The sequence below is a fragment of the Pseudomonas sp. CBZ-4 genome (assembly GCF_000346755.1).
In the GTDB taxonomy this organism is placed as follows: domain Bacteria; phylum Pseudomonadota; class Gammaproteobacteria; order Pseudomonadales; family Pseudomonadaceae; genus Aquipseudomonas.
Genome location: NZ_ANNV01000048.1, coordinates 1 through 15,512 on the forward strand (window position 1 = coordinate 1; position 15,512 = coordinate 15,512).

Sequence of the window (15,512 nt, forward strand, 5' to 3'; positions counted from 1 at the left end):
CCGCTATCGCGGGCAAGCCCGCTCCCACAGGGGATTGGGGTTTGGATTTGGGTTGGGCTTCAGGCCTCGACCAGGCTCCATTGCTTGCTCAGGCGCTTGTCGGAAATCGGCACCTTGGTGCCCAACTGCTGGCCAAACAACGACACCCGATATTCCTCCAGCCACCAGCGGTACAACTCCAGCTGCGGGTCGCGCTTGCCTTCCTGGGCGTGTTTTTTCAGGCGGTTTTCGTATTGCGCCCACAGGCCACTGAGTTCGCCACTCCACACCCGGTCCTTCTGCACCTGGCTCGGCAGTTTCTCCAGGCGCAGTTCGATGGCCTTGAGGTAACGCGGCAGTTCCTTGAACCACTGCGCCGGGGTTTCGCGGACAAACCCGGGGTACACCAGGTGGCTCAGTTGCAGCTTGATATCGTTCAAGGCCACGGCCTGGGCCAGGTCGATCTTGCCTTTGAAACGTTTTTGCAGCGCGTGCCAGAGCTTCAGCACTTCCAGGGTCAAGCGCGCCAGGCGCTCGGCGTGTTCGGTCCAGCTGCCACGCTTGCGCTCGGCCAAGGCGGCCAAACCGGCACCATCGCGCGGCAGGCTGGCTTCGCCGTCCAGTACGCAGGTGTCGAGGCTCGCCAGCAGGATATCTTCCACCAGGGCGTCGATGCGCCCCAGTTCGCGGTACATCAGGCCCAGCTCCGTCAGACCAGGCAATTTGCCACGCAGGAATTTGGCCGGTTCCGCCAGTTGCTGCATCAGCAGGCGTTGCAAGGCGCGGCGATGCTGGAACTCAGCTTCGGCCGCCGTGGAGAAACGCCCTTCCTTGACCGTGCCGTTTTCTTCCACCAGCGCCGGATAGACCGTCATCGACAGGCCGGCTATCTGCTGTTGCGTCTTTTCGGCGACCGCCGCGAACACCTTGGCCTCCACCGGCTGCTGGCTTTTCGCGGTTTGCGGCACGGCCAACGCGGCTTGGCTGGCTTCGGCGAAGCGCGCGGTCAGCTCGGCCAGGTCGCGGCCTTCGCCAAGGAACTTGCCTTGGCCGTCGACCACTTCCAGGTTCATCTTCAGGTGGTTGTCCACCTGCTGCGCCGCCTCGGCCCAGGCTTCGTCGCTCACGCGCGCGCCGGTCATGCGCAACAGCTCACGCCCCAAGGCCTGGGGCAGCGAGCCTTGGCCAAACTCCATACGTTGCAACGCGGCCTTGACGAAATCCGGCACCGGCACGAAGTTCTTGCGCAAAGCCTTGGGCAAGTTGCGCACCAGGGCGATGCACTTGGCTTCGATCACCCCCGGCACCAGCCATTCCAGGCGCTCCGGCGGCAACGCCGGCAACAGCGGCGCCGGCACACGCAGGGTCACGCCGTCACGGGGGTGGTTGGGTTCGAAGTGGTAACTCAAGGCCAGGGCCAGGTCGCCCAGGTGCAGGGTGTCTGGGTAATGCGCAGCGGTGACTTCACTGGCCTCGCGGGCCAGCACGTCTTCTTCGCGCATGATCAGCAACTGCGGGTCTTTCTGGCTGTGAATCTTGTACCAGCTGTCAAAGGTCGCGGTCTGGTGGATCTCCGCCGGCAAGCGCGCATCGTAGAAGGCGTACAGGGTTTCTTCATCGGCGAGGATGTCGCGCCGGCGCGCCTTGGCTTCCAGTTCGTCGAGCTGTTCCAGCAGTTGCTGGTTGGCGGTCAGGCACTTGGCCCGCGACTGGATCTCGCCGCGCACCAGGCCTTCGCGGATAAACAACTCCCGCGACACCACCGGATCGATCGGCCCGTAATGCACCGGCCGGCGCCCGACCACGATCAGCCCGAACAGGGTGATCTGCTCAAACGCCACCACTTGGCCGCGTTTCTTCTCCCAATGGGGTTCGAAGTGGTTTTTCTTGATCAAGTGCCCCGCCAACGGCTCGATCCAGTCAGCATCGATCTTGGCGACCATGCGCGCATACAGCTTGGTGGTTTCCACCAGTTCGGCGGTCATCAGCCATTGCGGGCGCTTCTTGCCGATGCCCGACGACGGATGAATCCAGAAACGTCGCTGGCGCGCACCGAGGTAATCGCCGTCTTCGGTCTTCTGGCCGATCTGGCTGAGCAGGCCGGACAGCACCGCCTTGTGCAGTTTCGGAAAATCCGCCGGCTCTTTGTTGATCGTCAGCTGCATGTCGCGGCAGATCAGGCTGAGCTGGCGATGGGAGTCGCGCCATTCGCGCAGGCGCAAATAGTTGAGGAAGTTCTTGCGGCACCAGTTGCGCAGCGGGCTGGCGGTCAGTTCCTGGCGCTGCTCTTCAAAGCCGCGCCACAGATTGACCAGGCCGGCGAAGTCCGAATCCGCGTCTTTCCATTGTGCGTGGGCCTGGTCGGCGGCTTGCTGACGCTCCGGCGGACGCTCGCGCGGGTCCTGGATCGACATGGCGCTGGCGACGATCAGCACTTCCTGCAAACTGCCGAGCTTGGCCGCTTCCAGCAACATGCGGCCCATGCGCGGGTCCACCGGCAGGCGCGCCAACTGGCGGCCCAACGGCGTGAGCTGGCTGTTGCGGTCCACGGCCGAGAGCTCTTGCAGCAGGTTGAAACCGTCGCTGATGGCCTTGCCGTCGGGCGGTTCGATAAACGGGAAGTCGGTGATTTCGCCCAGGCGCAGGTGCAGCATCTGCAGGATCACGGCGGCGAGGTTGGTGCGCAGGATTTCCGGGTCGGTAAATTCCGGGCGGCCGATAAAATCTTCTTCGCTGTACAAGCGGATGCAGATCCCCGGCTCGACCCGGCCGCAGCGGCCTTTACGCTGGTTGGCGCTGGCCTGGGAAATCGCCTCGATGGGCAGGCGCTGCACCTTGGCGCGGTAGCTGTAGCGGCTGATGCGCGCGGTGCCGCTGTCGATCACATAACGGATGCCCGGCACGGTCAGCGAGGTTTCTGCGACGTTGGTCGCCAGCACCACGCGCCGGCCCGGGTGGGACTGGAAAATCCGCTGCTGCTCGGCCGGCGACAGGCGCGCGTACAGCGGCAGAATCTCGGTGTGCTTGAGCTGGGCCTTGCGCAGCATGTCGGCGGCGTCGCGAATCTCGCGCTCGCCCGGCAAGAACACCAGCACGTCGCCAGGGCTGCGGCGTTCGCTGCGCTCGTAGGCGGCGATTTCATCGAGGGTGGCGAGGATCGCCTGGTCGACGGTGAGGTCGTCCTCGACGCGGTTGCCCTCCTCGTCCTGCTCCAGGGTCAGCGGGCGGTACCAGGTGTCCACCGGGAAGGTGCGGCCCGACACTTCGACAATCGGCGCATCGTCGAAGTGCTTGGAAAAGCGCTCCAGGTCGATGGTCGCCGAGGTGATGATGACCTTCAGGTCCGGGCGACGGGGCAGCAGGGTCTTCAGGTAACCCAGCAGGAAGTCGATGTTCAGGCTGCGTTCGTGGGCTTCGTCGACGATGATCGTGTCGTAGCGTTCCAGGTAGCGGTCGTTCTGGGTTTCCGCCAGCAGGATGCCGTCGGTCATCAGCTTGATCAGGGTGTTGGAGTCGCTCTGATCTTCAAAGCGCACCTGATAGCCAACCAGTGCGCCCAATGGCGTCGCCAACTCTTCGGCGACCCGGCTGGCGACGCTGCGCGCAGCGATCCGGCGCGGCTGGGTGTGGCCGATCAGGCCGAATTGGCCGCGACCGATTTCCAGGCAGATCTTCGGCAACTGCGTGGTTTTACCCGAACCGGTCTCACCCGCAATGATCAACACCTGATGCTTGTTCAGCGCGTCTTTGATTTCATCGCGCTTGGCGGCAATCGGCAGGCTGTCGTCGTAACGAATCACCGGCAGGCTGGCACGGCGCGCCGTGACCTGGGCGCAGGACGCCTGCATGCGCGCGACCCACTGCGCCAACTTGTCCTCGTCGGGTTTCTTGCGCAGCTCAAGCAACTGCCGACGCAAGCGGTGGCGGTCGGCGAGCATGGCGTGATCGAGGGTTTTGAGCAGTTGGTCGATAGTGGGCGCTTGGTCAGTCATCAGGTACTTGACGGTTATCTATATAGGCACGGCCGGCAAGTGTGGCAGAAAAGCGGCTCGTCTGGCAGGCGCCTGAGTGGCATCGGCGGTAAACCACAAGCAAATGTGGGAGCAACGATCATGTGGGAGCGGCGGTGCGACGATTCGACTTGCCCGCGATTACGATCTGTCAGCGACACATCTGCCGACTAATACACCGCTATCGCGGGCAAGCCCGCTCCCACAGGGGGCTCGCGTCACACTGGGTCCCTGCGCCGGTATGGGAACACGTCGATCACCTTGCCCGCGCGAATCGCATCCTGCAGGCCTTTCCAGTAGTCGGCGTTGTACAGCTCACCGTGCAGTTCATCGAACAACTTGCGCTGGCCGGCATCGGCGAACAGGAACGGCGGGAACTCTTCGGGGAACACATCCAGCGGGCCGATGGAGTACCAGGGCTCGGAGGCCATCTCGTCCTCGGGGGTGCGCGGCGCGGGGATGTGGCGGAAGTTGGCTTCGGTAAGAAAGCAGATCTCGTCGTAGTCATAGAACACCACGCGGCCGTGGCGGGTGACGCCGAAGTTTTTCAGCAGCATGTCGCCGGGGAAGATGTTCGCCGCCGCCAGTTGCTTGATGGCCAGGCCGTAGTCTTCGAGGGCTTCGCGTACCTGGGCGGGGTTGGCGTTTTCCAGGTAGAGGTTGAGCGGGGTCATGCGCCGCTCGGTCCAGCAGTGGCGGATGAGCACCGTGTCGCCTTCGACTTCGACGGTGCCAGCGGCGACTTCCAGCAGTTCGGCCAGGCACTCGGGTTCGAATTTGCTCAGCGGGAAACGGAAGTCGGCGAATTCCTGGGTGTCGGCCATGCGTCCTACGCGGTCGACGCTTTTGACCAGGCGATATTTCTCGATCACCGTGGCGCGGTTGACGTTTTTCGACGGTGAAAAGCGGTCCTTGATGATCTTGAACACGGTGTTGAAGCCCGGCAGCGTGAACACGCTCATGACCATGCCGCGCACGCCGGGGGCCATGATGAACTGGTCGTCGGTGGTCGCCAGGTGGTTGATCAGCGCGCGGTAGAACTCCGACTTGCCGTGTTTATAGAAGCCGATGGAGGTGTACAGCTCGGCAATGTGCTTGCCCGGCAGGATGCGCCGCAGAAAGCCGATGAACTCCGCCGGCACCGGCACGTCGACCATGAAGTAGGAACGGGTAAACGAAAAGATGATCGACACATCGGCTTCGTCGGTGATCAACGCGTCGATCTGGATGCCCTGCCCTTCGCGGTGCAGCAGCGGGATCACCAGGGGCCATTGTTCGTCGCGGGTGTAGATGCGTCCTACGAGGTAGGCGCCTTTATTGCGGTAGAGCACCGAGGAAAACAGCTCGACCTTGAGGTCCGGGTCTTTGCACACCCAGTCCGGCAGGTTCTCGCGCAACTGCGCTTCCAGGCGGCGCAGGTCGACAGGCAGGTCGGCGTAGGGCTCGCTGAAGCGATAGTCGGCGAAGATCTGCGCCAGCATCGCGGCGATGTTGCCCGCCGGTGCATAGGTGCGCGTTTGCGCCGCGCGCGCCCGGCGCAGGCTGGGCCGGGTGGTGTGGATGAACATGCAGCCGTCGCTGATCAGGTCATGGCTGAACAGGCCGCAGAAGATCGAGTTGTACCAGGTCTCGGACAGTTCATCGTCAAAGCGCAGGTCGATCAGGCCGATGTAGGCGCTTTTCACCAGGGGCCACAGGTCGATGTCCAGCAATTCGTCTTCGGCGAAGCTCGCGTGCAGGCGCGTGGTCACTTCGCCGACCTTCTCTTCATACAGGTTGATCCGCGCCGCCGACGCCGCCTGCCCCTGCTGCCACTGGGCCTTCTCGAAACGCTCGCGGGCACCGTCGGTGATCTGGCGGAAGTGCTCGCGGTAATCGTCGAAGCCATCAAGGATCATCCGGGCGATGGCGAGGGCGGGCGTGGATGGCGACATGCGGGAAACCTCTACGGGTATCTGGAAGCACTGAGCTTAGCCAGTGTAGGAAGGCAGGAGAAGGACGATTTTTCCTGGCGCGTTGTACAACTTCGTTCATTTCGTACATTTATTTTCAATTTTTTTTATTCGACCAATCGGTCAATAAACGCACCAAAAAGTCGCAGGATGTTTTCTGCACACCCCTGCAACGGCGCTGTCTGGCGCTGTGCGGGCGAAAAACCCGGCACCGCAACGGCCGACGCCGCTATGTAACCGTCTTGATACACCGTAAGGGAAACCCTGATTACCTCATTAGTGGCACTTTGCTATACAGCGCGCCCTTTCCCCTCCTAACAAGGCTAAAAGGCCGACCCGGGAACAGGTTCTAATCGCCCAAGGAGCATTGAGATGTCATTGAGGAATATGAGGATCGGCTTGCGTGCGGGTCTGAGTTTTGGGGTTTTGGCCAGCTTGCTGGTGATCGTGGGGATGTTTGGCCTGGGCCAGATGGCCAAGCTGCGGGAAAGTGCGCTGGTCATCGAGCAATCGTGGATGCCGAGCATCGAGAATATCCACGACAGCGCCGCCTACGTGGCCAGCATCCGCCTGGAGGCCTTGCGCCTGGCCACCACCGACGAATCGCGGATTCGTGACACCAGCAAAAGCCTGCTCGGCCGCCACCGCAGCGAACTGCAAGCCCTGCTGCAGCATCACGAAAGCCTGCTCAGCGACGCCGAAGAAGGTGAGAAACTCCAGCAGCTCAAGGTCAACGTGGACGCCTATCTCAGCCTGGTCGGGCAGATCGTCGCGCTGGTGGACAAGGATCAGCAACAAGACGCTATCGACCTGCTCAACACGCGCCTGGCGCCCCAGGGCGTGATCCTCAGCAAAAGCCTGGAAGAGCTGATCGTGTTCAACCAGAACGGCGTCGAAGCGGCAGTGGCGTCGGCCGCGCAGATGTATGTGAACGCACAATGGGTGGTCGGCCTGATCATCCTGTTCGCGCTGCTGGCCACCCTGGTCCTGGCGTGGCTGCTGACCCGCAGCATCACCGCGCCCCTCGGCCAGGCGCTGAGCGTGGCGCGTACCATCGCCGCCGGCGACTTGAGCCAGCCCATCGTGGTGCGCGGCAAGGATGAGCCGGCGCACTTGTTGACGGCCCTGGCCACCATGCAGGAACAGCTGCAAACCACCATTCGCGGCATCAGCGAATCGGCGCAACAACTGGCCTCGGCCGCCGAAGAAATGAGCTCGGTGATGGAACAGAGCACCCGTGGCCTGCAAGCGCAGAACGATGAAATCGAACAGGCCGCGACCGCCGTGACCGAGATGAGCGCCGCCGTGGACGAGGTGGCGGGCAATGCGGTGTCCAGCGCCGAGGCGTCCAAGGCCTCCGATGAAGACAGCAAGCACGGCCACTACCAGATCAGCGAAACCATCAGCTCGATCCAGAACCTGGTGGACGAAGTGCTCGGCGCCTCCAATAAAGCCGAAGGCCTGGCGGTGCAGGCGCAAGACATCAGCAAGGTGCTGGAAGTGATCCGCGGCATTGCCGGGCAAACCAACCTGCTGGCGCTGAACGCCGCCATCGAAGCCGCCCGCGCGGGCGAGGCCGGCCGTGGTTTTGCGGTGGTCGCCGACGAGGTGCGCTCGCTGGCCCAGCGCACCCAGGACTCCACCGAAGAAATCGAGCAGATGATCACCGGCATCCAGCAAGGCACCCAGGACACCGTCGGCGCGCTGAACAGCAGTGCCGAACACGCTGGCCAAACCTTGCAACGGGCCAACAGCGCGGGCAGCGCCCTGGAGAAAATCACCGCAGCCATCTCGCAGATCAGCCAGCGCAACCTGGTGATCGCCAGCGCCGCCGAGCAACAGGCCCTGGTGGCGCGCGAGGTGGACCGCAGCCTGGTGAACATTCGCGACCTGTCCACCCAGACCGCTGCCGGTGCCACCCAGACCTCGGCGGCCAGCCAGGAACTGTCGCGCCTGGCGGTAGACCTCAATGGGCTGGTGACGCGGTTTGTCCTGTAATCAGTCGAGGTGGCGTGCAACACTCGCCGCCTGATTGATGTAGGAGAACTCCGTGAGACCTGTCGACACCTTGTACCTGCTGGGGCTCGCCGCCATTTGGGGCGCCAGCTTCCTGTTCATGCGCATTATCGCGCCGGAGCTGGGGGCGGTGCCGACCGCGTTCTTCCGTGTGTCGATTGCGGCCGCAGGGTTGTTGGTAATCCTGGCGGTGATGCGCGTGAAGTGGGATTTCCAGGGCAAGTTCAAGACCGTCCTGTTGCTGGGCGTGATCAACTCGGGCATCCCGGCGACGATGTACTCGGTGGCCGCCCAGGTGCTGCCGGCGGGTTACTCGGCGATCTTCAACGCCACCACGCCGTTGATGGGCGTGTTGATTGGCGGGCTGTTTTTCAGTGAACGCCTTACGCCGTCGAAACTCGTCGGGGTCAGCCTGGGCCTGCTGGGCGTGGGCGTGCTGACCCGTGCAGGGCCGGTGGCGTTTGACCTGGAGCTGTTGATGGGCGCGCTGGCTTGCCTGGTCGCCACCACCTGTTATGGCTTTGCCGGGTTCCTGGCGCGGCGCTGGCTGGACCAGCGCGGTGGCTTGGACAGTCGTCTGTCGGCCCTGGGCAGCATGCTCGGCGCCACGCTGTTCCTGCTGCCGCTGTTTGCCTACAGCGCCATCAGCCATCCGCCCGCGAGTTGGGGCGGCTGGCCGGTGTGGGGTTCGTTGCTGGGGTTGGGCCTGGTGTGTACGGCGTTGGCCTACGTGTTGTACTTCCGCTTGCTCACGGCCATCGGGCCAGTGCGGTCGATGACCACCACGTTCTTGATCCCGCCGTTTGGCGTGCTGTGGGGCGCGCTGTTGCTCGGCGAGCCGTTATCGATGGCGCACGTGTACGGCGGGTTATTGATTGCCGGCGCGCTGTGGATGGTGTTGCGGCCAGGACGGCTGGCTAAAACCTTGTAGGACGACTACCGGAGTTTTCATGTGTCGCCTGTAGGACGGCCGCTATAATGCCGCCCAGATTTTTCCAAGGATTTCCCATGCTCGCACTGCCCTGGCTGTACCTGGCGCTTCTTTCCATTGGCTACGTATTGGCCCTGATCTATGGGCAATTGGGCCTGCTCGCCGGCATCTCGGTCGCCCTGTTGTTGCTGGCCGGGTATGCCGTGCGCCAGCAGCGCACCCCTGGGGCGCGCTACCTCGGCCACGGCTTCTTTATCGTGCTGGCCCTGGGCCTCGCGATGCACTGGCTGCCGGGTTTCTACAATGGGCGCGGTATTGCCCCGCAACGGTTTACCACCGACGCCGTGCCCTTCTCGATGTATCTGAACCAGGACAAGCCGCTGATCGGCTTCTGGCTGCTGCTGGCCTGCCCGTGGATCGTGGCGCGCCGTTCGTTGCGCCTGTCGATCTGCGTCTCCGCGCTGGCCTTGAGCTTGACCGCCGTGGCCGCGCTGGGTGGTGCCGCGTTGCTGGGCATGATCAGTTGGGCGCCGAAATGGCCCGAACAGGCGTGGCTGTGGGTGTTGAACAATCTGCTTCTTGTCACCCTGGTGGAAGAAGCGCTGTTCCGTGGCTACGTCCAGGGTGGGCTGAGCCAGCGTTTCAAACAGCTGCCCTACGGTGACAATCTCGCGCTGCTGCTGGCCTCGCTGCTGTTCGGCCTGGTGCACCTGGGCGCGGGTTGGCAGTGGGTGCTGCTGGCGAGCATCGCCGGGGTCGGTTATGGCCTGGCGTATCGCTTCGGCGGCTTGGGCGCGGCGGTTGCCACGCACTTCGGCTTGAATCTGCTTCACTTCGGCTTGTTTACGTACCCGATGCTGGCCGGTTGATTGTTGCAAAAATAAGTTAAATAAACCCCTGCCCGTGCCGATAACCCCTGAAAGCCTTGCGGATTGAACAATCATGCGTAATAACCAACCCGTTACCCAGCGCGAACGTACCTTCCCCGCTCAGCAACGGTTGATCTCCACCACAGATGCCAAGGGTGTGATCACCTACTGTAACGACGCGTTTGTCGAGATCAGTGGGTTCACCCGCGACGAACTGCTGCGCGCGCCCCATAACCTGGTGCGTCACCCGGATGTTCCGGGAGCGGTGTTTGCGCATATGTGGACCACGCTCAAACAAGGCTTGCCATGGATGGGCATTGTCAAGAATCGCTGCAAGACCGGTGACCACTACTGGGTGAACGCCTATGTGACGCCGGTCTTCGAGGGCAACCAGGTGGTCGGCTACGAATCGGTGCGCATCAAGCCCACCGCCGAGCAGATCCGCCGTGCCGAAGCGCTCTACCAACGCATCAATCAGGGCAAGTCGGCGATCCCGCAGAAAGACAAGTGGCTGCCGGTGTTGCAAGACTGGCTGCCGTTTATCCTGGTCAGCCAGTTGAGCTTCATGATCGGCGCGTCACTCAACTCCCACTGGGGCTTTGCCCTGGCAGCGGGGTTGTCGGTGCCACTGGGCCTGCTGGGCCTGAGCTGGCAACAGCGCGGCCTCAAGCGTTTGCTGCGTTTGGCCGAGCAGACCACCTCCGACCCGTTGATCGCGCAGATGTACACCGACAGCCGGGGCGCCCAGGCGCGTCTGGAGATGTCGATCCTCAGCCAGGAGGCGCGTCTGAAGACGTGCCTGACGCGCTTGCAGGACACCGCCGAACACCTCAACGACCAGGCGGCGCAGTCCAATACCCTGGCGCACAACAGCTCCAGCGGCCTGGAACGCCAGCGCGTGGAAACCGAACAGGTGGCCACCGCCGTCAACCAGATGGCCGCGACGACCCAGGAAGTCGCCAGCCATGTGCAGCGCACGGCCGATGCGACCCAGGAAGCCAACCGCCTGACCGGGCGCGGCCGCGATATCGCCGGGGAAACCCGCGAGGCGATTCAGCGCCTGTCGGTGGCCGTTGGCGAGACGGGCGTGACCGTCACCCAACTGGCCAAGGACAGCGATGAAATCGGCGGCGTGGTCGATGTGATCAAAGGCATCGCCGACCAGACCAACCTGCTGGCACTCAACGCCGCCATCGAAGCGGCGCGTGCCGGTGAGATGGGCCGTGGTTTTGCCGTAGTGGCCGACGAAGTGCGCCAACTGGCCCAGCGCACCGCTGAGTCCACCGGGCAGATCCATGCCCTGATCGCCAAGCTGCAGCAAACCGCTGCCGCTGCCGTACAGACCATGGACGCCGGGCATCGCCAGGCCGAAGAAGGTGTGGCCCGGGTGATGGAAGCGGATCAGGCGTTGGTGGGGATCAGTGAAGCGGTGGCGCATATCACCGACATGACCACGCAGATCGCGGCGGCGACCGAAGAGCAAAGCTCGGTGGCCGAAGAGATCAGCCGCAATATCAGCACCATTGCGCTGTTGGCGGACCAGACGTCGGAGCAGGCGTTGAACTCGGCGCAGTTGAGTGAAGAGCTTACTCATACCGCGAATACCCAGTATTCGCTGGTAGAACGGTTCAACCGGTAAACCGCAATCGCAGGCAAGCCAGCTCCCACATTTAACCGTGTACATCCCTTGGAATACGGTCGAATGTGGGAGCTGGCTTGCCTGCGAAGAGGCCCTAACAGCCGCCGAGAAACCCAGCCACTTTCGCCGCCGCAGCCGCCAAATGCTGCTCATGACTAAACCCTGAAACCTTCAACGGTTTCAAATCATGATCCCCCGCCACCAGCCACATCACCTCGATGCCCGGCGCCAACACATAGCCCTCCACCGCCGCCCGATTGCCCAAGGCATCGCGCTCGCCTTGCACGATCAGCGTCGGCGTCTGCAATCCGGCCAGATGCTCCACCCGTGGCTTTTCTGGCTTGCCCACCGCATAGAACGGATACCCCAGGCACACCAGCCCATCAGCACCCAACTCGTCGGCCAACAGACTGGCCATGCGCCCGCCCATGGACTTGCCGCCCATCGCCAGTTTCCCAGCGACATGACGTCGCACTTGCGCATACACCTCGCGCCACGCTTCCAGCAGTTTCGGCGCCGGATTCGGTGGGCGTTTACCGCCGTCCACACGGCGTTGGGCCATGTAGGGAAACTCGAAGCGCAACACGTTGACGCCGTGCCCGGCAAGGCGTGCAGCCATGTCATTCATGAAGGTTGAGTCCATCGGTGCGCCGGCGCCGTGGGCCAGGATCAGCGTCACAGGTTCATGCCCTGCAACGCTTGTCGCGACGTCCCACAACCAGCCGTGTTCCCGCACACACTGCGCCCATTGATCCCCGTCAATACTGGCCTTGTGCTCTTTGCCCATGCTTGCCTCGCTATTTAGTCTGCCTATAACTCCAGCCCAAGTGCCGCATTTGCTTGGGTTGAACCGTGGATGGGGAACCATGAACACTACTTTAAGTACCGCCTATAACTACAAGGTGGTCCGCCAATTCGCCATTATGACGGTGGTGTGGGGCATCGTCGGCATGGGGCTCGGGGTTTTTCTCGCCGCCCAATTGGTCTGGCCTGCTCTGAATTTCGATTTACCCTGGACCAGCTTCGGCCGCCTGCGCCCGCTGCACACCAACGCGGTGATCTTCGCGTTCGGTGGCTGCGCGCTGTTCGCCAGCTCCTTCTACTCGGTGCAACGCACCTGCCAGACCCAGCTGTTTGCGCCGAAAATCGCCGCGTTCTGCTTCTGGGGCTGGCAGTTGGTCATCCTGCTGGCCGCGATCACCTTGCCGCTGGGCTACACCAGCTCCAAGGAATACGCCGAGCTGGAATGGCCGATCGATATCCTCATCACCATTGTCTGGGTGGCCTACGCCATCGTGTTCTTCGGCACAGTGATGAAGCGCAACACCAAGCACATCTACGTCGGTAACTGGTTTTTCGGTGCGTTCATCATCACCGTGGCCATTTTGCATATCGTCAACAACCTGGAAATCCCGGTCAGCCTGACCAAGTCCTACTCCCTCTACGGGGGTGCGACGGATGCCATGGTGCAGTGGTGGTATGGACATAACGCGGTAGGCTTTTTCCTCACCGCCGGCTTCCTCGGGATGATGTACTACTTCGTGCCGAAACAGGCCGAGCGTCCGGTGTATTCCTATCGCTTGTCCATCGTGCACTTCTGGGCACTGATCACCCTGTACATCTGGGCCGGCCCCCACCACTTGCACTACACCGCGCTGCCGGACTGGGCACAGTCCCTGGGCATGGTGATGTCGCTGGTGCTGCTGGCACCGAGCTGGGGCGGGATGATCAACGGCATGATGACCCTGTCGGGCGCCTGGCATAAGTTGCGCAGCGACCCGATCCTGCGCTTCCTCGTGGTCTCCCTGGCGTTCTACGGCATGTCGACATTCGAAGGCCCGATGATGGCGATCAAGACCGTCAACGCCCTTTCCCACTACACCGACTGGACCATCGGCCACGTACACGCCGGCGCCCTCGGCTGGGTAGCGATGATTTCCATCGGCGCGCTGTACCACATGATCCCGAAAATCTTCGGTCGCGAGCAGATGTACAGCCTCGGCCTGATCAACGCGCATTTCTGGCTGGCCACCATCGGCACCGTGCTCTACATCGCCTCGATGTGGGTCAACGGCATCGCCCAGGGCCTGATGTGGCGTGCGGTCAACGAAGACGGCACCTTGACCTACTCCTTCGTCGAAACCCTGGTGGCCAGCCACCCTGGCTTCATCGTGCGGTTGGTGGGCGGTGCAGTGTTCCTCAGCGGCATGTTCCTGATGGCTTACAACACTTGGCGCACCGTGCGCTCGGCACAACCTGTCGAAGCCGCCACCGCCACGCAGATGGCCTGAGGAGTCAGTGATGAAACACGAAACGATTGAAAAGAACGTCGGCCTGCTGATGCTGCTGATGGTGCTGGCCGTGAGTATCGGCGGCCTGACCCAGATCGTCCCGCTGTTCTTCCAGGACGTCACCAACAAGCCGGTGGAAGGCATGAAGCCCTACACCGCGCTGCAACTGGAAGGCCGTGACATCTACATCCGCGAAGGCTGTGTGCAGTGCCACTCGCAGATGATCCGCCCATTCCGCGCCGAGACCGAACGCTACGGCCACTACTCGGTGGCAGGCGAAAGCGTCTGGGATCACCCGTTCCTGTGGGGCTCCAAGCGCACCGGGCCGGACCTGGCGCGCGTCGGCGCACGCTACTCGGACGACTGGCACCGCGCGCACTTGTACAACCCGCGCAACGTGGTGCCCGAGTCGAAAATGCCGGCCTACCCGTGGCTGGTCACCGCCGCGGTCGACAGCAGCCACACCGAGACCAAGTTGAAAGTGATGCGCACCCTCGGCGTGCCGTACACCGACGACGACATCAGTGGCGCCGTCGCCAGCCTCAAGGGCAAGACCGAGATGGACGCGCTGGTGTCGTACCTGCAAGTGCTCGGCACTGCCATCAAGAGCAAGAGGTGAGCCATGGGATTTGAATTCGATGCGGGCACCATCCGCGGCCTTGGCACGCTGGTCGTCGCCATCGCCTTTATCGGCCTGTCGCTGTGGGTGTTCAACAACCGCCGCAATGCGGAGTTCGAGCAGGCGCGCCTGCTGCCGTTCGCCGATGAACCTTCTCCATCCGACGCTCAAGAAGAGCCTGCAATAAGGAGCACTCGGCCATGACCCTATTTTGGAGTACATGGATCTGCGTACTGACCCTGGGCAGCCTGATCGGCCTGACCTGGCTGTTGATCGGCACCCGCAAGGGCGAGACCAAGGGCAGTGTGGACCAGACCATGGGCCACGCCTTCGACGGGATCGAGGAGTACGACAACCCCCTGCCCCAGTGGTGGTTCATGCTGTTCGCCGGCACCCTGGTGTTTGCGGTCGGCTACCTGATCCTCTACCCGGGCCTGGGCAACTGGAAAGGCGTGTTGCCAGGCTACGAGGACGGCTGGACGCAGAACAAGGAATGGGACAAGGAAATGGCCAAGGCCGACGCCAAGTTCGGGCCGATCTTCGCCAAATTCGCGGCCATGCCCGTGGAAGAAGTGGCGAAAGACCCGCAAGCGTTGAAAATGGGCGGTCGCCTGTTTGCCTCCAACTGCGCGGTGTGCCACGGCTCGGACGCCAAGGGCGCGTACGGTTTCCCGAACCTGGCGGACAACATCTGGCGCTGGGGCGGTTCGGCCGAGGCGATCAAGACCACGATCCTCAACGGTCGCCACGCGGCGATGCCAGCCTGGGGCGAAATCCTCGGTGAAGACGGCGTGAAAAACGTTGCCGCCTATGTGCGTCACGACCTGGCCAAGCTGCCATTGCCGGCGGATAACAGCGCCGACCTGGCCGCCGGCCAAGCGGCGTTCAACACCACTTGCGTCGCCTGCCACGGCCCGCAAGGCACTGGCATGGAAGCCATGGGTGCACCCGACCTGACCAAACCGGCTGGCTACATCTACGGCACCAGCCTGGCGCAGTTGCAGCAGACGATCCGTCACGGCCGCCAGGGCCAGATGCCGGCGCAGGATGTGCTGCAAGGGAATGACAAGGTGCATTTGTTGGCGGCGTATGTTTACAGCTTGTCCCATGGTGATAAGCAAACTGCCGAGTAGGCCCTTCTTGGCAGGCCTGGAGCCCCGCTCAGTGAAAACTGGCGGGGCTTTTTTGCGCGTACAGCGACGCCAA

General features: G+C 62.8%; 11 protein-coding genes. 8 read left to right on the forward strand and 3 right to left on the reverse strand.

Features of this window, described 5'->3' with window-relative positions; all coding sequences use genetic code 11:
* Positions 1-59: 59 nt before the first annotated feature.
* Together hrpA and aceK are read right to left on the reverse strand one after the other, a co-directional pair.
* Positions 60-3,971 (reverse strand): ATP-dependent RNA helicase HrpA, encoded by a 3,912-nt coding sequence (gene hrpA, locus B348_RS0106390; protein ID WP_017735313.1) that lies wholly within the window; start codon positions 3,969-3,971, stop codon positions 60-62.
* 236 nt (positions 3,972-4,207) lie between these two features.
* Complete coding sequence (gene aceK, locus B348_RS0106395) at positions 4,208-5,923, reverse strand: bifunctional isocitrate dehydrogenase kinase/phosphatase (protein ID WP_017735314.1); 1,716 nt, start codon at positions 5,921-5,923, stop codon at positions 4,208-4,210.
* 405 nt (positions 5,924-6,328) lie between these two features.
* On the opposite strand from aceK, the gene B348_RS0106400 reads away from it, so the two are divergent.
* The 4 genes from B348_RS0106400 (at position 6,329) to B348_RS0106415 (ending at position 11,396) form a co-directional block, all read left to right on the forward strand.
* Positions 6,329-7,939 (forward strand): methyl-accepting chemotaxis protein, encoded by a 1,611-nt coding sequence (locus tag B348_RS0106400; protein WP_017735315.1) that lies wholly within the window; start codon positions 6,329-6,331, stop codon positions 7,937-7,939.
* A 52-nt stretch (positions 7,940-7,991) separates the two neighbouring features.
* Positions 7,992-8,888, forward strand: a complete 897-nt coding sequence (locus B348_RS0106405) for a DMT family transporter (RefSeq protein WP_026136608.1) — start codon at positions 7,992-7,994, stop codon at positions 8,886-8,888.
* Positions 8,889-8,965: 77 nt separating this feature from the next.
* Positions 8,966-9,757, forward strand: a complete 792-nt coding sequence (locus B348_RS0106410) for a CPBP family intramembrane glutamic endopeptidase (RefSeq protein ID WP_017735317.1) — start codon at positions 8,966-8,968, stop codon at positions 9,755-9,757.
* A 73-nt stretch (positions 9,758-9,830) separates the two neighbouring features.
* Positions 9,831-11,396, forward strand: coding sequence for a PAS domain-containing methyl-accepting chemotaxis protein (locus B348_RS0106415; RefSeq protein WP_017735318.1), 1,566 nt, complete (start codon positions 9,831-9,833; stop codon positions 11,394-11,396).
* A 94-nt stretch (positions 11,397-11,490) separates the two neighbouring features.
* Here B348_RS0106415 and B348_RS0106420 read toward each other — a convergent pair whose 3' ends face one another.
* Complete coding sequence (locus tag B348_RS0106420) at positions 11,491-12,183, reverse strand: alpha/beta family hydrolase (RefSeq protein ID WP_017735319.1); 693 nt, start codon at positions 12,181-12,183, stop codon at positions 11,491-11,493.
* A gap of 79 nt (positions 12,184-12,262) precedes the next feature.
* On the opposite strand from B348_RS0106420, the gene ccoN reads away from it, so the two are divergent.
* From ccoN to ccoP, 4 genes are read left to right on the forward strand one after another with little or no spacing between them, the layout of a single operon-like run.
* Complete coding sequence (ccoN, locus tag B348_RS0106425) at positions 12,263-13,687, forward strand: cytochrome-c oxidase, cbb3-type subunit I (protein ID WP_017735320.1); 1,425 nt, start codon at positions 12,263-12,265, stop codon at positions 13,685-13,687.
* A gap of 10 nt (positions 13,688-13,697) precedes the next feature.
* Positions 13,698-14,306 carry a cytochrome-c oxidase, cbb3-type subunit II gene (gene ccoO / locus B348_RS0106430; RefSeq protein ID WP_017735321.1) on the forward strand — a complete coding sequence of 203 codons (609 nt, stop codon included), beginning with the start codon at positions 13,698-13,700 and terminating at the stop codon, positions 14,304-14,306.
* 3 nt (positions 14,307-14,309) lie between these two features.
* Positions 14,310-14,510, forward strand: a complete 201-nt coding sequence (locus B348_RS0106435) for a cbb3-type cytochrome c oxidase subunit 3 (RefSeq protein WP_010208563.1) — start codon at positions 14,310-14,312, stop codon at positions 14,508-14,510.
* Positions 14,507-15,439: a cytochrome-c oxidase, cbb3-type subunit III gene (ccoP, locus tag B348_RS0106440; protein WP_017735322.1), complete on the forward strand. Its 933-nt coding sequence runs from the start codon at positions 14,507-14,509 to the stop codon at positions 15,437-15,439. The genes B348_RS0106435 and ccoP overlap by 4 nt, the downstream gene beginning before the upstream one ends.
* The last annotated feature ends 73 nt before the right edge of the window (positions 15,440-15,512 follow it).